The organism is Chelativorans sp. YIM 93263, from assembly GCF_028767125.1.
Classification (GTDB): Bacteria; Pseudomonadota; Alphaproteobacteria; order Rhizobiales; family Rhizobiaceae; genus Chelativorans.
Map to the genome: position 1 here is coordinate 468,181 of NZ_JAKCWP010000003.1, position 22,765 is coordinate 490,945.

Below are 22,765 nucleotides of genomic sequence, written 5' to 3' on the forward strand. Positions count from 1 at the left end.
AAACTTATAGCTAGACAGCAGAACGAATTTCGCCTCCCTCCCCCGATCGCTTAATCTCCGGCTTGCTTGGTCCCGCCTCGTTCGCAATGGTGGGGATGTGCAACAGGGAGGTAAAGCAGATGTTTCGACAGATGATTTCCAGTGTCGCGGTCCGCACGGTGGCCGCCGCTGCATTCGCCACCACGTTCGTGGCAACGCCGCTTTCGGCCGAGACCTTGTCGCTCGCGCACTTCGTCGCGCCGGGTCACGTTGTGACGGGGTCCGTGGTCGAACCGCTGGCCGAGGGCGTATCGGCGGACACGGACGGCGAACTGACCATCGATGTCTATCCCGGCGGCGAACTGGGTGCGGGGCCGATGGAGCAGTATGTGCGCGCGCTGCAGGGCGTGGCGGACATTACCTGGGGCCTGCAGGGCTACACCTCCTCGCAGTTCCCCAAAACCATGATCGTCGAGATGCCCGGGGCCATTCCCGACGGCATGACCGGCTACGAGATGCTGTGGAATGCCTATGACGCGCATCTGACGGACGAGTTTCCGGGCACCAAACCGCTGGCGCTGTGGGCTTCCGAACCCAACATCATCATCATGAAGAACCATGAGGTTCGAACGCCGGAGGACCTGGCCGGGCTGAAGATCCGCGTCTCCGGCTCAATCGCATCGTCGGTCGTCGAAGCGCTCGGCGCAACGCCGGTCCAGATGCCGGCCGGCGAAATCTACAATGCGCTGCAGACGGGCCTGATCGACGGGCTGATCACCGGAGCCAGCGCGGTCGCCGACTTCAAACTGGACGAGGTCGCAAACAGCTATACGGTCGGCGCGCCGCTCGGCCATATCAGCTTCTATCTCGTCATGAACCAGGAGCGCTATGACGGCCTTTCCGACGAATTCAAGGCCGCCGTCGACAACCACAGCGGCCTGAAACTGTCCCAGAGCGGCGAGGAATCCTGGAACGAGCGCGCTGACGAAACCCTGGAGTCCATTCGCGCGTCCGATGACAACACGGTGATCGATCTGACGCCCGAGGAAGCGGAGGCGTTCGCCGAGCTGACCTTGCCGGTGACCGATGAGCTCGTCGCAGAGATGGGCGCCGAGGATGTTCTCGCCACCATGCGTGGGGAGGGAGATTAGTCCTTCATGCTGCGCAATTTGCGAGGCTTCGCGGACGGGCTGATCAGCCTGTCCGCAACAATCGGCGCCCTCGGGCTGCTGTTTGAGGTCGTCGTCATCCTGATCGACGTGGCTGAGCGCTATTTCGGCATCCCTCTTAGGGGCGCCCAGGACCTCTCGCAAATGGGCATGGTCATACTGGTCTTCGGTGCCATGGCGCTGTGCGACCGGCTCGGCGGGCATATCGCGGTGGACATCTTCGAATCGCGATTTCCGCACTGGCTCAACCACCTGGCCAATGTGGCGAGCGCGCTGCTCGGTGCGGTGATTTTCGTCGGCATTGCCTGGGCGGTTTACGAGTCCTCCAAGATCTCGCAGATGCTCAATCTCGCCACCAACATTCTCAACCTGCCGAAGGTTTATTTTCAGTGGGCGCTGTCGGCGTTCGCACTCGTAGCCGCGCTCGGCATGATCATGCGCGCGCTCGAGCTCACCATTTCCGGCCGTGACGTCCGGGAGGAGCGGCCATGAGTCCGATGGCGGTCGGTGGCATTGGAATGGCCGTTCTGCTGGCGCTGCTCGTGCTGCGCGTGCCGGTGGCCTTTGCCATGTTCGCCGTCGGCTTCGCCGGCATCGCCATTCTCAACGGCCCCTCCTCGGCGATCAATCTCCTAGCCTCGGAGACATTCACCCTGGCCTCTTCGGCGGAGCTCGTCGTGGTGCCGCTTTTCATCCTGATGGGCAATGTGGCCTCCGCGACCGGCATGAGCAGCCGGCTCTACGATGCGGCCTATGCGATCATCGGCTCGATCCGGGGCGGCCTCGCCTCTGCCACCATCATCGGCTGCGGCGGCTTTGCGGCGCTCTCCGGCTCCTCCGTGGCGTCCGCGCTCACGATGGGCAAGGTCTCGCTCGCCGAGATGAAGCGTTTCAACTACGATTCGCGTCTTTCCACCGGCTCGGTTACGGCGGGCGGTACGCTCGGCATCCTGATCCCGCCATCCACCGGTTTCGTGATCTACGCAATCCTGACCGAGCAATCGATCGGCCGGCTCTTTCTTGCGGGGGTTCTGCCGGGGCTTCTGCTGCTTACGCTTTTCATTTTCACGATCACGCTTCTTTGCTGGTGGCGTCCCGCGCTCGGCCCCAGCGGCCCGAGCACCTCCGTGCCGGAAAAGGTGAAGGCCCTTGCCGGGGCGCTGCCCATCGTCGGCGTTATCCTCCTGACGATCGGCGGCATCTATGGCGGCCTCTTCTCGCCGGTGGAGGCGGCGGCGGTCGGTGCAGGGTTGATCATCCTGCTGGGCGCGATCATTGGCCAGCTCTCCCTATCCGTCCTGTGGCAGGCGGCAAAGGACTCGGTCGTCACCACGGCCACCGTGATGCTGATCCTGACCGCCGCGCACCTGCTCAATCCGTTTCTGGCGCTCAGCCACATCCCGCAGGCGGTCGGCGCCTTTCTCGAGGGGCTGAATGCCTCCAACCTCACGGTCCTGGGGCTGATCCTGCTTTGCTATCTCGTGCTCGGATGCTTCATCGAAGGTTTTGCGATGCTCGTGCTGACGATGCCGATCTTCTTTCCCGTCGTCACGATGCTCGGCTTCGACCCGATCTGGTTCGGCGTTCTGGTGGTGGTGACGCTCGAGATGGGGCTGATCTCCCCGCCCGTGGGCGTCAACGTCTTTATCGTGAAGTCGGTGGCACGAGACGTGCCCATGGGCAAGATTTTCGCAGGCGTGATGCCGTTCTGGATCGCCATGCTTGTGGCGCTGATCCTGCTGGTCGCGTTTCCACAGATCGCGCTGTTCCTGCCGAACACGATGATCAACTGAGCGACCGAAAGGAATGAAGGAGAGTGGATTTGACTGAACCGTGTTTCGATGTCGCTCATCTCGGCCATGTCGAGGTGCTCACCGACCGTTTTGAAGAAAGCCTCGATTTCTTTGTCAATGTCTACGGCTTGACCGAGAGCGGACGCGACGCCGACTCCGTCTATCTGCGCGCCTGGGACGATTACGAGTTTCATTCGCTGAAACTCACTCGCTCGGAGACGACCGGCATGGGACATTGCGCCTACCGCACGTCATCAGAAACCGCGCTGCATCGCCGAGTTAAGGTGATTGAGGAGATGGGGCTCGGTATCGGCTGGACTGACGGCGATCTCGGCCACGGACCGTCCTACCGCTTCAAGAGCCCTGACGGACACGTTTTCGAACTCTACTGGGAAACCAAGAAATATGTCGCGCAGGAAGGCGAAAAGCCGGCGCTGAAGAACATCGCCCAGCGCTATCACGGCCGGGGCGTTGCGCCGCGCCGGCTCGACCATTTCAATCTGCTTGCCAGCGACGTGTCGAAGATCCGCGATTTTATGGTTCAAGCCCTGGGCAGCCGCGTCACCGAGATGATCCAGCTCGACAATGGGCGTATCGGCGGCTGCTGGTTCACCGTCAACAACAAGGGCTACGACATGGCCTGCACGGAGGACCATTCCGGCGCGCAGGGCCGCTTTCACCACATCACCTACGCCGCCGATCACCGCGACGACATCCTGCGGGCGGCCGACATCTTTCTGGAAAACGGCGTCTTCATCGAAACCGGCCCGCATAAGCACGCCATCCAGGGTACTTTCTTCCTATACGTCTACGAGCCCGCCGGGAACCGGGTCGAGGTCGCCAATGCCGGTGCGCGGTTGGTTCTTGATCCCGACTGGGAACCGATCGTCTGGACGGAGGCCGAGCGCAGACGAGGCCAGGCCTGGGGAATGAAGACGATTGAATCCTTCCACACACATGGAACGCCGCCGGTCAGTACCTCGGCGGGAAAAGACTAGGAGTTAATGCATGAGTAAGACCGCATTGGTTGTAAGCGCGCATTCGGCCGATTTCGTTTGGCGTTGCGGCGGGGCGATCGCGCTGCACCAGAAGAAGGGCTATGACGTCACCATCGTCTGCCTCTCCTACGGCGAGCGCGGCGAGAGCGCCAAGCTCTGGAAGCAGGAAGGCATGACGCTCGACAAGGTCAAGGCCGCCCGCCGCAAGGAAGCGGAAAACGCGGCCGCAGCCCTCAACGCCCACGACATACAGTTCTTCGATCTCGGTGACTATCCGCTGGAGATGGACCGCGCGGCGAAGGACCGACTGGTCGACGTCATCCGCAAGGTGCAGCCTGATTTCATGCTCTCGCACTCGCTGGACGACCCCTACAACACCGATCATCCCTATGCCACGAAGATGGCGCTGGAGTGCCGCATGATCGCACAGGCCTGGGGGCACAATCCCGGCGAAAAGGTGCTCGGCGCGCCCCAGCTTTACCTGTTCGAGCCTCATCAGACGGAGCAGTGCGGCTGGAAGCCGGACACAATCCTCGACATCACCGATGTCTGGGCCGAGAAGCGCGCGGCCATCGAGTGCATGGAAGGCCAGCAGCACCTCTGGGACTATTACACCAATGTGGCAGAGAACCGCGCTAACCAGTTCCGCCGCAATTCCGGCGGGCAGGCAGGCGGACGGTCGGCCAAGCATGCCGAGGGCTTCCAATCGATCTTTCCCAAAACCGTGGATGAGCTGTGATGAGTGTTGTTGTTCAGAATATCGAGCGCGCCGATCCGGAGGTGATCACCGGACTGGCCGAATGCGGGGTGGCCACTGTGCACGAGGCGCAAGGCCGCAAGGGCCTGCTCGCCTCCCATATGCGGCCGATCTATTCCGGCGCGCAGATCTCCGGCTCGGCCCTCACCATCTCCGCCCCGCCCGGCGACAACTGGATGCTGCATGTGGCCATCGAACAATTGAAGGAAGGTGACGTGCTGGTGCTGGCGCCCACCAGCCCTTGCGAAGACGGCTATTTCGGCGACCTGCTGGCCACGTCGGCCATGGTGCGCGGGTGCCGGGGATTGGTGATCGATGCCGGCGTGCGGGACGTGCGCGATCTCACGAAAATGGAGTTTCCCGTCTGGTCAAAGGCGATCTTCGCCCAGGGCACGGTCAAAGAGACGCCCGGCTCGGTCAATGTGCCTGTGGTCTGCGCGGGCGCGCATATCAATCCGGGCGACGTGATCGTGGCCGATGATGACGGCGTGTGCGTTGTGCGCCGGGAGGAGACCGAAAGCGTGCTCGCGGCCGCGCGCAAGCGCATGGCCAATGAGGAAGAAAAACGCCAGCGCCTCGCGGCAGGCGAACTCGGCCTCGACATCTACAAGATGCGCGAGCGGCTGAAGGAAAAGGGACTGAAATATGTCTGACGGCATCCGGGCCATGTGGATGCGCGGCGGCACGTCCAAGGGAGGCTACTTCCTCGCCTCGGACCTGCCGCAGGATACCGCGGAACGCGACCGGCTTCTTCTGCGCATCATGGGCTCACCCGACCCGCGCCAGATCGACGGTCTCGGCGGGGCCGACCCGCTGACCTCGAAGGTCGCGGTGGTGAAGCCTTCCGAACAGGAGGGCGTCGACGTCGATTACCTGTTTCTCCAGGTCTTCGTCGATCAGGCGATCGTCACGGACGCGCAGAATTGCGGCAACATCCTTGCCGGTGTCGGCCCGTTCGCCATCGAGCGCGGGCTTGTCCCGGCGCAGGATGGAACGACCGATGTGCGTATCTTCATGGAGAACACGGGCCAGACCGCCGTGGCGACGATCCAGACGCCCGGCGGCACGGTGACTTATGAGGGCGAGGCGCGCATCGATGGCGTTCCCGGCACGGCGGCGCCCATCCCGATTGCGTTCGAGGATACGGCCGGCTCCTCCTGCGGGGCGCTTTTGCCCACCGGGAACGCCGTCGACCGGATCGATGGTGTCGACCTCACCATGATCGACAACGGCATGCCCTGCGTGGTCATGCGTGCCGCCGATCTCGGCATCAGCGGCTATGAGGACCGGGCCGAGCTGGAGGCAAACGAGGACTTGCGGCGGAAGCTGGAGGCCATCCGACTGAAGGCCGGGCCGATGATGAATTTGGGCGATGTGGCGGAAAAATCCGTGCCCAAGATGACGATGGTCGCCCCGCCGCGCCATGGCGGCGCCATCACCACGCGCACCTTCATTCCGCATCGCTGCCACGCTTCCATCGGCGTTTTAGGCGCGGTCAGTGTGGCCACCGCTTGCCTGCTGCCGGAAGGCCCGGCTGCCGACATGGCCGAGACGGGCGAAGGTGCGGAGCGCACGCTTTCCATCGAGCATCCAACCGGAGAGATGACCGTGGTGGCAAAGCTGGACGCCGAGGGCGGCGTGCAGCGTACCGCGATCCTGAGAACGGCACGCAAACTTTTCGACGGCCAGGTGTTCTGAATGACTCACGGCATGAGCATCGCCTTCATCGGGTTCGGCGAAGCGGCAAGGGCGTTTCAGGAAAGCCTTGCCGCAGAGGAGCCGGAGCTACGCTTTTCAGCCTACGACATTCTTCTCGATGCGCCGGGCTCGGCCGGAGAGATGCGCGCGGCTATGAAAGAACGCGGTATCGAGATTTGCGATGCACCTGCGGGTCTGTCTACCGCCGATTGGGTCATCAGTGCCGTCACTGCCGATCAGAGCGGCAATGCGATCGATGCGCTAAGCCCGCACCTCAAGCCCGGACAACTCGTCATCGACATCAACTCGGTCTCGCCGCAACAAAAGCGCGCCAACGCCGCGCTCGTCGAGCAAAAGGGTGCGGGCTATCTTGACATGGCGGTGATGGCCCCCGTTCATCCGCGCAAGCACCGCACGCCGGTGCTGATCGCCGGGGCTTCGGCGGAGGCTCTTCGCGCTCGACTCGATGCGCTCGGCTTCGACTACGCGGTTGCGGGCGAGTCGCCTGGTAAAGCGACGGCTATCAAGATGGTGCGCTCGCTTTTCGTGAAAGGGCTGGAGGCGATTACGGTCGAAACGCTTCTGGCGGCGGAGGCCTCGGACTGTTTCGACGCGGTGTATCAATCGCTATCCCGCGATTTTTCCGGTCTCGGCTGGCCGGACTTCGCCGCCTACGAATTCGAACGGAGTTTGCGCCACGGACGCCGGCGCGCCGCGGAAATGCGTGAAAGCGCTGCAACGGTGGAAGAGCTGGGGCTCAACGGAGCGCTCGCGACGGAGATTGCCGAGGTGCAGGAGCGGATAGGCCGAACTCAAGCCCCGGCGCCCGAAGCCGAGGCGCTTCGCGACGGCATTCGCGAAGTGTTGCGCGGCCGATTGGAGCAGGAAACCGGACAGGAGCAGAAAAAGTGAGCTACAGGTCTCTGGAGGAAAAGCTGCAGGCGGTCGGCAACCCCGCCACCATGATGCAGAATTCGCCGATTGGCCGCTACGTCTATCCGATTCCGGCCGAGTTCACGAGCTGGATCGCGGAACAGCGTGCCTGGCGCGAGACGGCCGTGCTTTTCGACCAGTCCTTCCACATGACCGATCTCTACGTGAAAGGGCCGGACACAATCCGGCTCCTCTCCGACCTCGGCGTCAACAGTTTTGCGAACTTCGGAAAGAACAAAGCCAAGCAGTTCGTCTGCTGCAACTATGACGGCTATGTCATCGGCGATGTGATCTGCTTCGGCCTGGAAGACGACATGGTCAACCTCGTCGGCCGCCCGCCGGTGCCCAACTGGGTTCAGTTTCACGCCGAGACGGGCGATTACGACGTAAGAGTGGAGCGCGACGAGCGCAGCGCTGACAAACCGGACAAGCCCCGCAAGATCTACCGCTACGAGGTGCAGGGGCCGAACGCCATGGAGATCCTGGAAAAGGTGAACGAGGGCGGGCCGCTCACCACCAAGTTCTTCAATATGGGCGAGATCACGATTGCCGGCTGCAAGGCGCGAACGCTGGCTCATGGTATGGGCGGTGCGCCGGGGCTGGAGTTGTGGGGGCCGTTCGAGGACGGGCAGAAGGTGAAGGCCGCGCTCCTGGAAGTCGGCGAGGAATTCGGCATCAAGCAGGCTGGCGGCCGCGCCTACTCTACAGTGGCCATGGAGTCCGGCTGGATCCCCTCCCCGCTGCCGGCCATCTACACCGGCGAGAAGATGAAGCCTTACCGCGAATGGCTCTCCGGCAACGGTTTCGAGGCGGTGTCGTCCATCGGCGGCAGCTTCCAATCGGACAATGTCGAGGACTATTACCTCAAGCCCTGGGATCTGGACTATGGTCGCGTGGTCCGCTTCGACCACGACTTCATCGGCCGCGAGGCGCTGGAGAAAATGGCCGACCAGCCGCATCGCAAGAAGGTGACCCTCGTGTGGGACAAGGAGGATGTGCTGAAGGTCTTCGCCGGGTTGATGGAAGATGGCGAGATGCCGAAGCTGATGGAAATGCCCGCCGCGCACTACGCCGCGCATCCTTACGACAAGGTCGTCAAGGATGGCCGGACTGTCGGTATTTCGACCTACCCCGTCTATACGGCCAATGAGCGCGCGTGGATTTCGCTGGCAATGGTGGAGGAAGGGCTTTCCGAGCCGGGCAATGACTTGACGGTCGTCTGGGGCGAGGCGAATGGCGGCACCGCCAAGCCGATGGTCGAACGCCACCGCCAGACCGAAATCGGAGCCGAGGTTCATCCCTGGCCGATCCACGAGGCTTCGCGGAAGTATCATCGCAGCCAGAAATAGGGTTGGCCTCCGCCCGCACTTTCAACATGATGCGCGGCATCGGCCTCGGCGCGGGGAAACACGGTTTCCCCTGCCCGGGCCGCCTCGAGGGGCCATCATGAAGCAATATCCGAACCTGCGCCATGTGCGGCTGTTCTGCCAATGCTTGCAGTCCGGCTCGGTTTCGCGCGCGGCTGATCTGGTCGGCATCTCCCAGCCCGCCGCCTCACAGGCGTTGGCGCGGCTTGAGGCCATTTTCGACGCCACGCTGATCGACCCGCAACACAGCACGCCCGTTGCCACGGAAGAAGGGCGCATCGTGCTTACGCGCGCACAACGGGCGCTGGAATTGATCAGGACCGGCTGTGCGCGGCTGCGAGGCCCGACAAACGAGCGCAACGACAGCTCCGTCGAAGGTCGGCTGACCATATCGCATCTGCGCGCGCTTTCGGCCTTTGCCGAAGGCGGAAGCTTCAGTGCGGCCGCGCGCATCCTCGAGCAATCCGAACCTGCGGTTCACCGCACCGCGCGGGATGCGGAACTGACGCTGGAAACCGCGCTCCTCGAGGGCTCCGGGCGGGCAATCCGGCTTTCGAGCGCCGGCACATCCGCGGCGCGCTGGTCGCGCCTGGCGCTGAACGAACTGGAGAACGCCGCCGCCGAGCTGCGCGAGTTGCGCGGCCGCTATGAGGGTCATGTCTCGGTCGGAACCCTCCCGCTGGTACGGACCAGCATCATACCGGAAGTAATCGCCAGGATTAGCGCCCGCCATCCGCTGGCCAGCTTCGCCGTCGCGGAGGGCCGCTACGATGACCTGCGGCGCGATCTCGAGATGGGCCGCATCGAAATTCTGGTCGGTGCGCTGCGCACCACGCTCAGATCGAACATGCTGGTTCAGGAAAAACTCTTTACCTACCAGCTGTCAGTGGTCGCTCGGGCCGATCATCCCCTTGCCGCGAAGAAGGCCCTTACGGCGGCCGGTCTGGCGGAGTATCCTTGGGTGGTCGCGCGCCAGGGCACACCGTCGCGCGAGACCTTCGATGCATTGACCGCGCGGTTTCCGCCGGGCAGGCCGGCCCATCGCGCCGTCGAGACCGGGTCACTGGTCGCCGTCCGCGGCATCCTGATGAAATCCGACCATCTGGCCCTCTTATCCCAGCATCAGATCGAATACGAAATGCGCGCCGGATTCTTGGCGCCGCTCGATTTCGACCTTCCCAGTCCCGAACACTCGATCGGCATGACCACGCGCCGGCAGTGGAAACCGACCGCGCTTCAGAGTGAGTTCATCGAAACACTGCGGGAAATACGGCCGGAGGGTGATTAAAGCCCGCTATTCCAACTCCCTGATTACGCCGCCTACCATTTTTGCGGGTCCAAGCTTCGTCACGATCGGCGGATTTAGCGGAATCCGGTTGTCATTGTGCTTTTGGATCGCGGGTCAATGCCACCAATTTCGTTGTCACGCATTTCCACTATGTGCTGATCAGCGGAATGGGTTTTCGTTGTTCGCGGCCTTCGTGCCGCTCTGTTGTTCGTTGCAACCCTGTGATTGCCTGGAGCCGGCTGTGCGGAGGATGAAGTGCTAGAGCAAGAACAACCGACTAATCTGGAAAAGGTGCTCGATAAGGCGACGCAAGCCGGTGACGGAAACAAGGAGATTTCCGTATCCCAGATTATGAGTGCCGTGGGACGGCGCTCATTCGGACCCCTCATACTCGTCATTTCGCTTATCGGTCTCACGCCGCTCGGCGGGGTTCCGGGTGTTCCCACCATGCTGGCGGTCGTGGTGTTCCTGATCGCCGTTCAGCTCGTGGTCGGCCTGGAGCATTTCTGGCTGCCGCGCTTTTTGCTGAATCGTACTTTGAACAGAGATCGGTTTCGCACAGCCATCAGCTATATGAGACCCGTCGCCAAGGTCATCGACCGGGTGTTGCGGGAAAGGCTGATATGGATTTTTCAACCCATCTTCGTACGCCTCGCCGCCGCGATGTGCATCCTCGTCACCCTCACCGTGCCACCGCTTGAGCTGATCCCCTTTGCAGGCACAATACCTTGGGTGGCCATTGGCATTTTTGCGCTCGCGCTGATCGCCCGCGACGGCCTCCTGGCCCTTGTCGCCCTCGCATTCGCGCTCGGATCCGCTTATGTCGTGATAAGCGTTTTGTTCGTCTAAAGGGCTACGCCGTTGCTGGCGTTCACCGGCCCGGCCGCAAGGCGACCGGGCCGATAATTGTCGCTGATCAGAACGGGCTGTCGGGGAAGTAGAACTGCTCTGCGTTCTCCGGCGTAACGAGCTGCGAACCGATGATGAACTCGCCGGTCACAGGCGTGTTCGAAACCAGCCCGAGGGCTGTCAGCTCGATGGCCGTGGAGATCTGCGCCGGCGGATAGGTGACGTCGACGGGAATCTGGGGGTCGCCCTCCATCACGCGCCTGATGATCTCCTTCATCCCGGCCCCGCCGACGACCCACATCTCTTCCTCGCGGCCGGCCTGGGAAATGGCCTCCAGCACGCCGACGGCCATATCGTCATCGGCGGCCCATACGGCGTCGATGTCGTCGTATCTCGACAGGAAGTCCTGCATCACGTTGAAGGCGTCATCGCGATTCCAGTTGCCGTGCTGCATGTCGAGCACATTGATGCCGGAGCCTTCAATGGCTGCCTCAAAAGCCTCAACGCGCTCATTGTCGAGCGTGGTCGGAATGCCGCGCAGCACGACGATATTGTCGCCTTCCTCGAGGTTTTCAGCGAAATACTCGCCGGCCATACGGCCAAAGCCGGGGTTGTCGCCGGCGACGTAAAGATCCTCGATCCCCTCGACGGAAAGCCCGCGGTCAACCACCGTGACCCAGATGCCCTGCTCCGCAACGGCCTGAACGGGCGACGTCAGCGGCTCGCTTTCGAAAGGCAGCACAACCAGCGCGTCGATATCGCGGGTGGCAACCATGTCCTCGACGTCATTGACCATCTTGGAGGCATCGCCTGCCGTCGCAAGCACGAAGTTGATCTGCGGATAAGTCTCCTCGACCCGGGCGATGGTTTCGCGCGCGTGGAAGTTCAACCCACCCATGAAGCCATGCGTGGCCGAGGGGATGGCGACGCCGATCGTATAGCTTTCATCCTGCGCAACAGCCGCCGTGGTGGTGGCCAGCGCGCCGGCCAGCATCGCACTCTTTAGCAAAGTTCTGCGTTTCATAGTCCTCTCCCTTGGTTACAACTCCTCCCGTGCTAGTCAGCGGTTTTCCTTTCACGCTGCAAGACCACGGCGAGTATGACGACCACGCCCTGAATCGCGCCGTTCAGATACGGGCTGACGATCGAGGCGAGGTTCAGAATATTATCGATGAGGCTGAGAATCAGGACGCCAACGACGGTGCCCCAAATCCGGCCGTAGCCGCCCTTGAGCACTGTGCCGCCGATGATCACCGCGGCGATGGCCTCAAGCTCCCACAAAACGCCCGTCGAGCCGGATGCAGAGCCGAGCCGCGGAACGTACATGATGGTTGCCAGCCCGACCAGCGTGCCCAGCAGCACGTAGGTTGCGGTGCGCGAACGGTCGACATTGACTGCGGAATAGCGCGCCACTTGCTCATTTGCGCCGATGGCCGCGCAATGCCGGCCGAAGGCCGTGTGGCGCATGATCAGTTCGCCCAGAATGGCAACGACCGCGAAGACGATGATGGGCCAGCTGATGCCCAGCAATCCATCGTAATAAACAGGCCTGTAAAGTCCGCGGAGATCGAAATTCAGCGACAGCGTGCCACCATCGGCAAGCCAGGTCACCAGGCTGCGGTAGATGCCCATGGAGCCCAGCGTGACGATGAAAGCTTCTATCTTGACCTTGCTGATCAGCACTCCATTCAGCATACCCGCGGCAAAGCCCGTCAGGAGCGCAATGCACATGCCAACCACGATCAGGGGAATACCCACCCCCATGGCTGGAATGAGCGCGTTCATGCACATGATCATAACGCCGGCGACGAACGCGGCCATGGAGCCGACGGACAGGTCGATACCGCCTGCCGTAATGACGAACGTCATGCCGATGGCGATGATGCCGATGAATGCGGAACGCGCCAGGACATTGGTCACGTTACCGTAGCTCAGGAAATTGGGGTTCAACAGCGCACCGAGGATGATCAGCGCGATCAGAGCCAGAAGCGGCCCGAGCACGTGAAAATTAAACCGGCGCAGGTTGATCTTTCTTTGCGTGTTCATTGTCGCTTCGGTCATCCCACCTCCGCCTTGCGTTCGGAGATCCCCATTGCCAGACGCAATATGGCGTCTTCCGTTATGTTGTCCCCTTCGATCTCGCCCGCTATGCGCCCGCGCGCCATGACGACCACGCGCGACGCCAGGCCGATGACCTCCGACATTTCGGACGAGATCACGATGACGCTTTTGCCTTCGGCTGCCAAGCGGCTGATGAATTCGTAGATCTGCTGCTTGGTGCCGATATCGATGCCGCGCGTCGGCTCGTCGATAATGACGATATCCGGTTCGGCCAGCATGGTCTTCGCCAGGAGCAGCTTCTGCTGGTTGCCCCCGGAAAGATTGCCGGCCTTCATCGTTCGATCTCCAGCGCGGATGTCGAACTCCTTGAAGGCGCGGGTGAGGGCCTCATCCTCCGCGCGCGCATCGATGGCAACGCGGGTAAAGCGATCGAGGGCAAGCAGCGTCAGGTTCTCACGCAGGTTCTTGCCGAGAAGAAGGCCTTTTTCCTTACGGTCTTCCGTTAGATAAACCAGCCCTGCCTCACGAGCAGCCAGAACCGATCCGGACTTGATCGGCTTGCCGTTGACCAGCACGCTACCAGTCCCCTGGCGCAGGCCAACTATCCCCTCCATCAACTCGGTGCGGCCCGCTCCGACGAGACCGGCAAAGCCGAGGACTTCGCCCCGCTTCAGCGAAAAGGAGGCGTGCTTTACATGACCGGGTACGGTCAGGTCGCGGACCTCTAGCACAGTCTCGTCCTGCGGCTCGGCCTTTGCGGGATAGAGATGACTCAACTCGCGTCCCACCATGGCTTCGGCCATCTTGTGCTCTGTCAGATCGCGCGCATCGGCCTGCAGGACCTTGTGGCCGTCACGAAGAACGGTGACACGGTCGGCAATGCGCGAGACCTCATCAAGCTTGTGGGATGTGTAGAGAACGGCAGTGCCGGCGGCGCGCAGGCGGTCGACCTGTTCAAGAAGAATGTCGGTTTCCCGACTTGTGAGCACCGCCGTCGGCTCGTCCATGATGAGCACGCGCGCGTCGCGCCCCAGCGCTCTGGCAATCTCGATCATCTGGCGGTTCGGCACGGAAACGTTGGAAACCTTTTCCGTCGGATCGATATAGCAATCGAGCCGCTCCAGCAGCCTCCTGCTTTCGGCCTGCATTGCTTTATGATTGAGCAGGAGACCGCGCCACTTCTCGCGGCCGAGGAAGATGTTCTCTTCGACGGAAAGCTGAAGAGCGAGGTTGAACTCTTGGTGGATCATGATGATCCCGGCCGCTTCAGCGTCGCGGAGAGAAGCGAAGTGCACAGGCTTCCCTTCGAGAAGAACGTCCCCCTCACTGGGCTGGAGATAGCCACCGAGGATCTTCATCATCGTCGACTTTCCGGCGCCGTTCTCCCCAATAAGCGCATGGACTTCGCCCGGACGCAAATCGAAGTCGACGTCGAACAGAACCTGAATAGGCCCAAAAAATTGCGAAATCTTACGGAGAGCGAGCACCGAATCGCTCATAATGCAGCCGTCCTAAAAACGGCCGGGATCTCGTCCAACCGCCTCGCAAACACGACATACCCAAGGGAACAGGCAGGAACCTCACCTGTGCCCAATCGCATACCCACAGCACTCGCGCCAGGCGTCGCTCGCCGGGTGTGCCCCCGCAAAACCATCAAATTATGCGCTCCTCCCAACGGCAAGCGTTATCTTGTCACCTGCTCGATGTAATCGATTTCACAATCACTTTACTGATCATGCCGGCGATTACAACCACCAGATTTCGCACGTACGAAACCGGCGATAAAGTCGTTTTTTCACCCCATTGCCGCCGGAAGCCACAGCACCAAAGCGGGAAACGCCACCAGAAGTGCCAAGCGCACCACATCGGCGAGAATGAACGGAAGAATCCCTCGGACCACATCGCCCTGTGTCAGGCCTGGGGCTGTAGCCTGGACGACAAACAGATTCATGCCGATAGGCGGCGTTATGAGGCCGATCTCGGCTACCGTCACCACGATGATACCAAACCAGATGAGATCAAAATCCAGTTGCAGAACGATAGGCGTGAGCAGCGGCACGGTGAGCAGGATCATGGACATGGAATCCATAAAGCATCCCAACACCACGTAAAACACGAGGATAATGAGCAACACCATGAACGGGGTCAGCCCGGCCGTCTCGATAAGGCTGATCAGCAACTGCGGCAGGCCGGTCTCCTCGAGGAAGAAGTTGAAGAGTGCCGCCCCGATCAGGATGAAGAAGATCATGCCCGTCAGGCCGGCGGTTTCCACGACGGAGGCGTGCAGCATCTTGACGGATAACTTTCCCGAGAGGAGAACCAGCAGGAAAGCGCCGACGGCTCCGACGGCAGCCGCCTCGGTGGGAGAGAAGACGCCCAGATAGATGCCGCCGATCACGGTGGCAAAGAGCACAACGACCGGCCAGATCCGGCCGAGCATCCTGAGACGATCCGGCCATGCCGTGCGCTCGGCGCGGGGCGCGAGATCGGGTCTGAAGCGTGTTCTTACCAGAATAGCGAGGCTGTAGAGCAACGCGCCCAAGAGGCCCGGTATGAGCGCAGCAACAAAAAGCTGTCCGATGGAGCTCTGGGTCAGCAGGCCATATATGACCAGGAGAATGGAGGGCGGAATAAGCACGCCAAGGGTGCCGCCGGCGGCCACCGTGGCCGAGGAAAGCGACTTGTCATAGCCGTGGCGCTGCATCTCCGGCAGCGCAACGCGCCCGATCGTGGCGACTGTCGCCAGGGACGACCCGCAGATGGCTCCGAAAAAGGCGCTGGCGCCCACAGTCGTCATGGCCAGCCCGCCTCGGACATGTCCGAGGAAACTGTTGATGACGTCGAAGAGCGAGCGCGACAGGCCGGCATGTGAGGCGAACACGCCCATCATCACGAACAGGGGAATGACGCTGAAGGAATATGGAAAGATGGATTCGAAAGGTGCGGAGCCAACGACATAGGCCGCGCCCGACCAGCCATTCAACCACCAGTAACCGGCAACACCGACAGCCCCCATTGCAACCGCGACCGGCAGGCCCATGGCGATCAAAAGCAGAGCCGCGAAAAAGCCCAGCAAACCGAACCAGGCCTCATTCATGGATGCCCTCCTCCCCGGCCTGATCGACAGCAGCCACGAGCACGCCGAGAACGGCCACCGGAAGCGCGACCAGGAATGCGTACCAGTACCAGGCGATGGGAATGCCAAGCTGTTGCGAGCGATCGCCGAACATGGTGCGGGTCTGGAAAGTCTCAAAACCTTTCCAGACCATGAGGGTCAGAAGAACAGCCGCGACGAGCGCGCCGAAGATATTCAACGCCAAGGAGATCCGGCGCGGCTGTGCGTTTGCAATGAAATCCACGCTGACATGCGCGCCCGTCATGAAAGCGAAGGGCATGACCAGCCATGCACCCGTCACGATGAAAAGCTGCACGAGATCGACGACGCCAATCACGGGCAAGCCGACAAGGCGGCCAAGAACATCAGCAACCGTGACCAGGGCAGCGGCGGCATAAGCCAAGACGCCCAGAAGCGCGAGCACCGAGATCAGTCGGCGCGCGCCCGTCAAAGCGATTGTCACAATGCGCCTCCCTTCCCGGTTCGGCGTTGACCTGATGCCTGAGCGGTTCCGTTTATAAAACAGCCGAAGTCAGCCCACAGTTATCAGATAACCTGGATAAAGAGGATGCAGGCCGTTAGGCCTGCATCCTGTCGCCGGCATTATTGTTGTTGCTGCTGGTACTCGGCGACCTTTTCCTGCATCAGCCGATAGATTTCCTGAGCGTTTTCGACGCCTTGGGCTTCGATCTCTTCGATGTAGGATGCGATCATCGGCTGAAGGGCTTCGCGCCAGCGTTCACGCTCCTCATCCGATAGCTCTGAAATCTCGTGGCCGGCCTCAATGGCACCTTCCCGGCCCGGTTCGTCCCACTTGTCCCACCAGTCGTCGAACTTGGAGACAAGCGCGTCGCCTGAATATTGGTCGACGCAGGCCTGCGCCTCTTCGCTGAGCTGATTGTAGGAATCCTCGTTCATCACGAAGAAAAATGAGACTGTGTAGGCGCCGGCATCGAGGTGGTAGTTCAGAACCTCGTTCAGGCGGAAGGAACTGACGGGATCCCATGGGAAAACGGTGCCGTCGATAACCCCGCGCTGCAGGCTTTCATAGACCTCGCCCGGTGGCAGACCCTGCGGCGTCGCGCCCAGGAAGGTGAGCATTTCGGAGACGGCCGGGCTCGGCGTGCGGATGCGCAGACCTTCCAGGTCCTCCATGGTCTCCACCTTTTCCTCGGCCGTGTGGATCAGCCCGCCATTATGGGCGTGCAGCCCCAGGACGTTGAGCCCCTCATATTCCTCCGCGAGGTAGGCGGGATAAAGCTCCCAAAGGGCATGCGTGGCCGCGCCGGCATCCGCCGTCAGGAACGGCATGTCGATCAGCGAGGTGCGCGGGAAACGCCCGCGCGGGATGCCGTGCAGGCCGTGGGCAATGTCCACCACGCCGCTCATCACCTGCTCCTGCTGGCGGGCGACGTTGCCCATTTGCGAGCCGGCCGGGAAAATCTCGAACTGCACCTCGCCATCGGTGCAAGCAGTGATGTCCTCCGTCCACGGCACGATGAAATCGGTGTGGATCCCGTGCACAGACGGCAGGAAGTGGCTGAGCTTGAGCGTGGTTTGGGCCTCGGCCGTTCCCGAATATGCCGTAAGCGCCAAAACGCTGGTGAAAGCCAGTCCGATTCTTTTCAACATGAGCGTTCCTCCCTGGGATGTTTCGTTAAACCATGTTCTTTCTCACCGACTCACAGCGCCACCTTGAGCCGGCATCCGCCGAGCGCGCGCGAGCAGCAACTCATCATGCGATCATTCCCTGCCTGCTCGGCCGAAGTGAGAACCTTGTCGCGATGGTCAATGCCGCCTTCCCGCACCGCCACCTCGCACGTGCCGCACAGACCTTCCTCGCAATCACTGGGCACGTCGATTCCGGCGGCGCGGAGCGCCTGCAGCAGTGTTTGGTCTGCCGGCACACGCACGTTCAATCCCGAATCCGTGAGTTCCACGTCGAAGGGGGACTCACGCTCGGGATCGAGCAGCGCGCCATCATGGCTGAAATGCTCGAAACGCAGCGCGTCTTCAGGCAAGTTTTGCGTGACCGCCTGCAGATGCTCGATCATGCGCTCTGGCCCGCAGACATAGATCTGCGTGCCCTCCCCGCGCCCGGTGGCGAGTGCCGAGAGATCCGCGCGGCGGCCCTCATCGGCAGGATAGAGGCTCACATGCCCGACGTGATCGCGCTCAAGCCGCTCAATGAAAGCCATGGTGGCGCGCGAGCGGCCCGCATAGTGAACTTCATAGTCGTGCCCGAGCGCCTTCAGCCGGTCAGCCATCGCGATAATCGGCGTGATGCCGATTCCGCCGGCGATCAGAAGGTGTCGGGGCGCGTCCTCATTGATGCGGAAATGGTTTCGCGGCCCGCGCAGATTGAGCACCATGCCGTTGCGCGCGGCCTCATGAATAAAACGCGAGCCGCCGCGCCCCTGATCCTCGCGAAGCACCGCCACGGAGAAGGTGTTGGCGTCCGCATGGCCGCAAAGGGAGTAGCGCCGCTCATATTCGCCGCAAACGAGCTCGACGTGAGCTCCCGCGCTCCAGGCCGGCAGCGGACGGCCCTGCACGTCTTCAAGCGTCAGGCCAAGCACCCCCTCGGCCTCCTGCCGCACTTCGGCAATGCGCACCTTGCGCACGATGTCCTTCTTCGACGGCGCACCGACGGCAAAAGAAGCGCGCGGTTTCAGTAGGTTCCCGTCGCAGCGCTCTGGATTCTCTTGCGGGTCCCATTCCACCCAGAGGTGGTCCGGCCCGCGAAATGATGTGTTCGGCAGATAGGTGAATTCCTGCTCGGCCAGGCGCATATGCGGCAGACGGCGGGTGAATTCCTCGAGGAATATGCGCATCTCCATGCGCGCCAGGTTCTTGCCCATGCATTGATGGCTGCCATAGCCGAACGTCAGGTGATCGACGGCATTGTCGCGATAAATGTCGAACGTGTCGGCGGCTTCGAAATGGCGGCTGTCGTGATTGGCCGAAGCCGTCACGATCAAAAGCTTCGCGCCTTCCGGAATGGGAACGCCGCCGATTTGCGTGTCGGCCATCGCCTGCCGCCGCCAGGCGACCACCGAACCGGCGTAGCGCAGGCATTCTTCCACCGTATTGGGGATCAGCGACGGGTCGGTGCAGATGTCCTCCCAAGCCTGCCGGTGCGTAAGCAGCAGCTTGAGCGCGTTGGCGGAGGCATGGGCGGTCGTCTCGTGCGCGGCGACGATGATCGCCATCATCATGGAATGCAGATAGCTGTCGGTGACGACCTCCGGGATCTCCTTGTTCTTGCGAATCGCGTAGTGCATCCAGCCGGGGCCGTCCGGCTCCGCCCGCATTTTCTCAAGCACCTTGCCGGCATATTGCCAGAAATTGCCGACCGCATGCGCCACCGCTACCTGCTCTTCAGGCGAAGGGCGGCCCCAGGTGTTGACCGTGTGCGCGATGGAGTAGCGCCGCAGCGTATCCATGTCCTCTTCCGGAACGCCGAGGAAGTGCAGCGCCACGGTGAGCGGGATCTCCCACAGCATCTCGTCGACGAGATCGGCGCGTCCCGTGTCGATGATGCCATCGACCTTCTCGCGCGTGAGACGGCGCACCATGTCTTCCTTCACACACAGATTTTCCGGCAGGAAATGATCCAGAAGCGCACGCCGGCGCTCCATATGCGCCGGCTCGTCCTCGTTCACGAGCGTGCGGTTCATCGCATAGTCGTATTGCTTGAGCGTATCCGTCGCCTCCTGCGTGACGGGCGTGATCTTCTCCAGCGCGATACGCGGCGAAAACAGGATATTGTCGCGGAAGACGGCCTTGATGTCGTCGTAACGGCTGACGACCCAGTAGCCCAGCTTCGGGCTATAGAACACGGGCTCCTGAGCGCGCGACCAGCGCAGCGCATCAGCCGGATCGACCTGATAAGGCGCCTCGAAGGGATCGAACGCCGCCGCGCGATGAGAAACGGGACAACCGTTCGGAGCGGACAATGCCGCCCCCTCTCCCGCATGCACCGGACAGCCCTTCGCGGCAGAATCCTTACGGCCCGTCTGGACGCTCAAGCTTTCCTCCCTTTTGGCGTAGCGACTTTACTTTTATCGCACACTCTTGTGCTATTACCGTACGATGTGTAATTTTCGCTGTCAACGCGGGCGTGGCCCGGAGAGGGGAAAATCGGGAGACTTCATGGAAACGAACAAGCTGCAGACGCTGGATCGCGGGATCGTGGCGCTGCGGCGGGTGGCGGACAGCGCCGAGGGATTGAGTATTGCCGAGCTTGCCGCGGCACTCGGCGTACACCGGGCCATCGCCTATCGCATCGTCGGCACGCTGGAGGCGCACGGCATGGTCCATCGCCGGCCGGACGGACGCGTTATGCTCGGCAGCGGCGCCTTGACGCTCGCGGCGCAATTCGATGGCCATCTGCGTGGCCACGCGCGCCCGTTGATCGAGGCCTTGGCCGAAGAGGCAAGGGCCGCCGCCTTTCTTTCGGTCGCGCAGGGAGAGGAATGCGTGGCGGTTCTCGCCGCCGAGCCCCGGGAGGCTTTTCTCAATATCAATTACCGCGTCGGAAGCCGGCATCCCCTGAACGTCGGTGCCGCCGGCATCGCCATCCTGGCGGGACGCGAACCGCACCCGGACGACATGGAGGCGGTGCAGCGCGCCCGGCGGCAGGGCTATAGCGTAACGCGCGGAGAACTGCAGCGCGGAGCCGTAGGGCTCGCCAGCCCCGTTCCCCTTTCGCGTGCGCTTCATCCGGGGCTGGAATGCTCCGTCGGCGTGGTTGCGATGGAGGATCTCGACATCGAGAACGCCGCGAGCATTACCATGGCGCGGGCCGCGGATCTCGCCCGACTGATGGGGAAGCCGGAGAATTCCTGACGGCGTTAGAAGATCGTGAGGGCAAAGCAGATGCCCCGCGCAGACGCTAAACGGCGATCTCGACGTCCTTCCCTTCATGCCTGAAACGCGCCGTTGCTGGGTCGAAGCGGTAGTCGCTCTCGTAGTCCTCGGCATCGCGCGCGAGGCGGTCGACGGCCGAGATGATGAAATCGGCCTTTTGATCGCTCAGGAGATAGCTCAGATTGAGCCGCACCCAGCCCGGCTTGCGGATTTCCTCGCCCGAACGGATCGCATCTCGCAGTTCCGCGGATTGTGCCTCGTCGATCTCCAGCAGGCGATGCGCATAAGGCCCGGCGCAAGCACAGCCGCCGCGTGCCTGAATGCCGTGAACGTCACTCAGCATGCGGGTGAAAAGCTGATGGTGCAGGAGGCTCCCGTTGCGCCGCCGCACGCGGAAGGAAAAGATCGGCAAGCCTGGCGCGTCCAACCGGCCCAGAAGCTCTATGTGCGGGTTTCTTGCCCAGGTCGCCAGCGCGCGCTCGCGCAATTCGCGGTCTTGCCGGTCGATAAAGTCCTGGCCGAGCACCTGTTTGATCATAACGGTCAAGGCGGCCCGGATGTCGCCGATCACGTTCGGCGTTCCCGCCTCTTCCCGCGCGCTGATGGACTCCGAATAATCGTGCCCCCAGGGCGAAACGAAGGTGACCGAGCCGCCGCCGGGCATGGAAGGCCGGGGCTCGCGCGCGATCTCGTCGCGCAGAACAAGCACGCCGGACGCCCCAGGCCCGCCCGGGAACTTGTGCGGTGAAAAAACGATCGCGTCCTTGGCGCAATCGGTGCCGGGACGCATGTTCATCGAAAGGTACGGCGCGCCGCCGGCATAATCCCAGATTGCCAGAGCGCCGTTTGCCTTCAGGACCCGCGTGACCGCGTCGGTATCGGTCACGATACCGGTCACGTTGGAGGCAGCCGAAAAAACGCCGACTTTCAGCGCCTTTGCGCCGTGTTCTTTCAAAGCGGACTCAAGCGCGGCGCGATCGGGCCCGCCATTCGACCCCTCCGGGATTTCGACGATCTCCGCACCGCTTTCGCGCCAGGGCAGGATGTTGGAATGGTGCTCATAGGGTCCCATGAAAACCACGGCGCCCTGCCCCGCGCTTGCGGTCTGCGCCACCTGCAACAGGCTGGCCAGACGGTTTATTCCGGCCGTCGCGCCCGAGCCGGTGAAAACCACGCTGGTGTCGCTATCGGCGCTGGCGACGCGGTGGATTACCGCGCGCGCTTCGCGGCGCAGGCGCGTGCAGAATGCGCCGCAGTAAGAGGCTTCCGTGTGGCTGTTGGCATAGAACGGCAGCACTTTCTCGCGCAGGAAATCCTCCACCTGGGCCAGCGCCCGTCCCGACGCCACGTAATCGGCATAGACGAGCGTTTTCGGCCCACAGGGACCGTCGATAACGGCATTCTCGCCAATCAGGCCAGCGCGGAGGAAAGCCGGCAGATCTTCCCGGTTTAAACTCCCGCAGAAAGCATCCAAAACTTGATCCCGCATTGCAGAACTCCCGAAACGAGCATCCCTATTCCCGGGAAAGATTCGCACAGGATGCGGTAATCATGGCCACCTATTTTTTGACTTTTTGCACCTTCCGTTGGTCACATGAACGATAACATCGAGAACTGTCGTTCAGTATTCTCTCAGAAACCGAGAGCGCCTTTCACCCCCATTGCCGGCCGGCACCGCTGCCCTACTTGCCGGTACATGGCAAATTACGACAAACGACAGGATGAAGACGGGCAGTGGGAAGTCTTCGACGGCGACAATGATCGCGTCGTGAGCGTCGACGGATTGCCGCTCTCCGGGCTCGATGAAGACGAGGCCGATGAGGCTATCCGGCAACTGAGTAGAGGTGAGCTATCGCCGGATACCAGTCCGGAATCTCCGTAGCCGG

General features: G+C 62.0%; 21 protein-coding genes. 13 read left to right on the forward strand and 8 right to left on the reverse strand.

Annotation, left to right across the window (positions count from 1 at the left end):
* Positions 1-119 precede the first annotated feature (119 nt).
* The 11 genes from LY631_RS09340 (at position 120) to LY631_RS09390 (ending at position 10,831) form a co-directional block, all read left to right on the forward strand.
* Positions 120-1,130 carry a TRAP transporter substrate-binding protein gene (locus tag LY631_RS09340; protein WP_274424992.1) on the forward strand — a complete coding sequence of 337 codons (1,011 nt, stop codon included), beginning with the start codon at positions 120-122 and terminating at the stop codon, positions 1,128-1,130.
* A 6-nt stretch (positions 1,131-1,136) separates the two neighbouring features.
* Positions 1,137-1,640: a TRAP transporter small permease gene (locus tag LY631_RS09345; RefSeq protein ID WP_274424993.1), complete on the forward strand. Its 504-nt coding sequence runs from the start codon at positions 1,137-1,139 to the stop codon at positions 1,638-1,640.
* Positions 1,637-2,941 (forward strand): TRAP transporter large permease, encoded by a 1,305-nt coding sequence (locus LY631_RS09350; RefSeq protein WP_274424994.1) that lies wholly within the window; start codon positions 1,637-1,639, stop codon positions 2,939-2,941. Before LY631_RS09345 ends, LY631_RS09350 begins: the two co-directional genes overlap by 4 nt.
* 29 nt (positions 2,942-2,970) lie before the next feature.
* Positions 2,971-3,939 (forward strand): catechol 2,3-dioxygenase, encoded by a 969-nt coding sequence (locus LY631_RS09355; protein WP_274424995.1) that lies wholly within the window; start codon positions 2,971-2,973, stop codon positions 3,937-3,939.
* 10 nt (positions 3,940-3,949) lie between these two features.
* Entirely contained in the window at positions 3,950-4,678 is a 729-nt protein-coding gene (locus tag LY631_RS09360; protein ID WP_274424996.1) for a PIG-L deacetylase family protein, read from the forward strand.
* On the forward strand, positions 4,678-5,349 hold the full coding sequence (locus LY631_RS09365; RefSeq protein ID WP_274424997.1) for a 4-carboxy-4-hydroxy-2-oxoadipate aldolase/oxaloacetate decarboxylase: 672 nt from the start codon (positions 4,678-4,680) through the stop codon (positions 5,347-5,349). The genes LY631_RS09360 and LY631_RS09365 overlap by 1 nt, the downstream gene beginning before the upstream one ends.
* The gene (locus LY631_RS09370) at positions 5,342-6,394 is read left to right on the forward strand and encodes a 4-oxalomesaconate tautomerase (RefSeq protein ID WP_274424998.1); all 1,053 of its coding nucleotides are present in this window, start codon (positions 5,342-5,344) and stop codon (positions 6,392-6,394) included. Before LY631_RS09365 ends, LY631_RS09370 begins: the two co-directional genes overlap by 8 nt.
* Positions 6,395-7,306 (forward strand): NAD(P)-dependent oxidoreductase, encoded by a 912-nt coding sequence (locus tag LY631_RS09375; protein WP_274425000.1) that lies wholly within the window; start codon positions 6,395-6,397, stop codon positions 7,304-7,306.
* Positions 7,303-8,676 (forward strand): aminomethyl transferase family protein, encoded by a 1,374-nt coding sequence (locus tag LY631_RS09380; protein ID WP_274425001.1) that lies wholly within the window; start codon positions 7,303-7,305, stop codon positions 8,674-8,676. Before LY631_RS09375 ends, LY631_RS09380 begins: the two co-directional genes overlap by 4 nt.
* A 97-nt stretch (positions 8,677-8,773) precedes the next feature.
* Positions 8,774-9,982, forward strand: a complete 1,209-nt coding sequence (locus LY631_RS09385) for a LysR substrate-binding domain-containing protein (RefSeq protein WP_274425003.1) — start codon at positions 8,774-8,776, stop codon at positions 9,980-9,982.
* A 255-nt stretch (positions 9,983-10,237) separates the two neighbouring features.
* A complete protein-coding gene (locus LY631_RS09390; RefSeq protein WP_274425004.1) occupies positions 10,238-10,831 on the forward strand; it encodes an exopolysaccharide biosynthesis protein in 594 nt (197 codons plus the stop codon).
* A 67-nt stretch (positions 10,832-10,898) separates the two neighbouring features.
* Here the strand turns inward: LY631_RS09390 and LY631_RS09395 are convergent, their stop codons facing one another.
* From LY631_RS09395 to LY631_RS09425, 7 genes are all read right to left on the reverse strand, one after another.
* Entirely contained in the window at positions 10,899-11,855 is a 957-nt protein-coding gene (locus tag LY631_RS09395) for an ABC transporter substrate-binding protein (protein WP_274425005.1), read from the reverse strand.
* 32 nt (positions 11,856-11,887) lie between these two features.
* Positions 11,888-12,892 carry an ABC transporter permease gene (locus LY631_RS09400; RefSeq protein ID WP_445082860.1) on the reverse strand — a complete coding sequence of 335 codons (1,005 nt, stop codon included), beginning with the start codon at positions 12,890-12,892 and terminating at the stop codon, positions 11,888-11,890.
* Positions 12,889-14,391: a sugar ABC transporter ATP-binding protein gene (locus LY631_RS09405; protein ID WP_274425006.1), complete on the reverse strand. Its 1,503-nt coding sequence runs from the start codon at positions 14,389-14,391 to the stop codon at positions 12,889-12,891. Before LY631_RS09405 ends, LY631_RS09400 begins: the two co-directional genes overlap by 4 nt.
* Before the next feature lie 296 nt (positions 14,392-14,687).
* Positions 14,688-15,989, reverse strand: coding sequence for a TRAP transporter large permease (locus tag LY631_RS09410; RefSeq protein WP_274425007.1), 1,302 nt, complete (start codon positions 15,987-15,989; stop codon positions 14,688-14,690).
* Positions 15,982-16,470, reverse strand: coding sequence for a TRAP transporter small permease (locus LY631_RS09415; RefSeq protein WP_274425008.1), 489 nt, complete (start codon positions 16,468-16,470; stop codon positions 15,982-15,984). The genes LY631_RS09410 and LY631_RS09415 overlap by 8 nt, the downstream gene beginning before the upstream one ends.
* 140 nt (positions 16,471-16,610) lie before the next feature.
* Complete coding sequence (locus LY631_RS09420; RefSeq protein ID WP_274425009.1) at positions 16,611-17,639, reverse strand: TRAP transporter substrate-binding protein; 1,029 nt, start codon at positions 17,637-17,639, stop codon at positions 16,611-16,613.
* 50 nt (positions 17,640-17,689) lie between these two features.
* On the reverse strand, positions 17,690-20,038 hold the full coding sequence (locus LY631_RS09425; protein WP_274425010.1) for a cytochrome P450/oxidoreductase: 2,349 nt from the start codon (positions 20,036-20,038) through the stop codon (positions 17,690-17,692).
* Between the two features lie 124 nt (positions 20,039-20,162).
* Here LY631_RS09425 and LY631_RS09430 point away from each other — a divergent pair, with 124 nt between their 5' ends.
* Positions 20,163-20,858, forward strand: a complete 696-nt coding sequence (locus LY631_RS09430) for an IclR family transcriptional regulator (RefSeq protein WP_274425011.1) — start codon at positions 20,163-20,165, stop codon at positions 20,856-20,858.
* 46 nt (positions 20,859-20,904) lie between these two features.
* Here the strand turns inward: LY631_RS09430 and LY631_RS09435 are convergent, their stop codons facing one another.
* Positions 20,905-22,368 carry an aminotransferase class V-fold PLP-dependent enzyme gene (locus LY631_RS09435; RefSeq protein ID WP_274425012.1) on the reverse strand — a complete coding sequence of 488 codons (1,464 nt, stop codon included), beginning with the start codon at positions 22,366-22,368 and terminating at the stop codon, positions 20,905-20,907.
* Positions 22,369-22,575: 207 nt separating this feature from the next.
* Between LY631_RS09435 and LY631_RS09440 the strand changes: the two genes are divergently transcribed.
* On the forward strand, positions 22,576-22,761 hold the full coding sequence (locus LY631_RS09440; protein ID WP_274425013.1) for a hypothetical protein: 186 nt from the start codon (positions 22,576-22,578) through the stop codon (positions 22,759-22,761).
* The last annotated feature ends 4 nt before the right edge of the window (positions 22,762-22,765 follow it).

Excerpts from the sequence above, each read along its gene's own strand:
- LY631_RS09440 (WP_274425013.1), top strand. The coding sequence starts at position 22,576 with ATGGCAAATTACGACAAACGACAGGATGAAGACGGGCAGTGGGAAGTC.
- LY631_RS09395 (WP_274425005.1), bottom strand. The coding sequence starts at position 11,855 with ATGAAACGCAGAACTTTGCTAAAGAGTGCGATGCTGGCCGGCGCGCTG.
- LY631_RS09345 (WP_274424993.1), top strand. The coding sequence starts at position 1,137 with ATGCTGCGCAATTTGCGAGGCTTCGCGGACGGGCTGATCAGCCTGTCC.
- LY631_RS09340 (WP_274424992.1), top strand. The coding sequence starts at position 120 with ATGTTTCGACAGATGATTTCCAGTGTCGCGGTCCGCACGGTGGCCGCC.
- LY631_RS09410 (WP_274425007.1), bottom strand. The coding sequence starts at position 15,989 with ATGAATGAGGCCTGGTTCGGTTTGCTGGGCTTTTTCGCGGCTCTGCTT.
- LY631_RS09360 (WP_274424996.1), top strand. The coding sequence starts at position 3,950 with ATGAGTAAGACCGCATTGGTTGTAAGCGCGCATTCGGCCGATTTCGTT.
- LY631_RS09365 (WP_274424997.1), top strand. The coding sequence starts at position 4,678 with ATGAGTGTTGTTGTTCAGAATATCGAGCGCGCCGATCCGGAGGTGATC.
- LY631_RS09420 (WP_274425009.1), bottom strand. The coding sequence starts at position 17,639 with ATGTTGAAAAGAATCGGACTGGCTTTCACCAGCGTTTTGGCGCTTACG.
- LY631_RS09435 (WP_274425012.1), bottom strand. The coding sequence starts at position 22,368 with ATGCGGGATCAAGTTTTGGATGCTTTCTGCGGGAGTTTAAACCGGGAA.
- LY631_RS09400 (WP_445082860.1), bottom strand. The coding sequence starts at position 12,892 with ATGACCGAAGCGACAATGAACACGCAAAGAAAGATCAACCTGCGCCGG.
- LY631_RS09430 (WP_274425011.1), top strand. The coding sequence starts at position 20,163 with ATGGAAACGAACAAGCTGCAGACGCTGGATCGCGGGATCGTGGCGCTG.
- LY631_RS09375 (WP_274425000.1), top strand. The coding sequence starts at position 6,395 with ATGACTCACGGCATGAGCATCGCCTTCATCGGGTTCGGCGAAGCGGCA.
- LY631_RS09370 (WP_274424998.1), top strand. The coding sequence starts at position 5,342 with ATGTCTGACGGCATCCGGGCCATGTGGATGCGCGGCGGCACGTCCAAG.
- LY631_RS09385 (WP_274425003.1), top strand. The coding sequence starts at position 8,774 with ATGAAGCAATATCCGAACCTGCGCCATGTGCGGCTGTTCTGCCAATGC.
- LY631_RS09405 (WP_274425006.1), bottom strand. The coding sequence starts at position 14,391 with ATGAGCGATTCGGTGCTCGCTCTCCGTAAGATTTCGCAATTTTTTGGG.
- LY631_RS09350 (WP_274424994.1), top strand. The coding sequence starts at position 1,637 with ATGAGTCCGATGGCGGTCGGTGGCATTGGAATGGCCGTTCTGCTGGCG.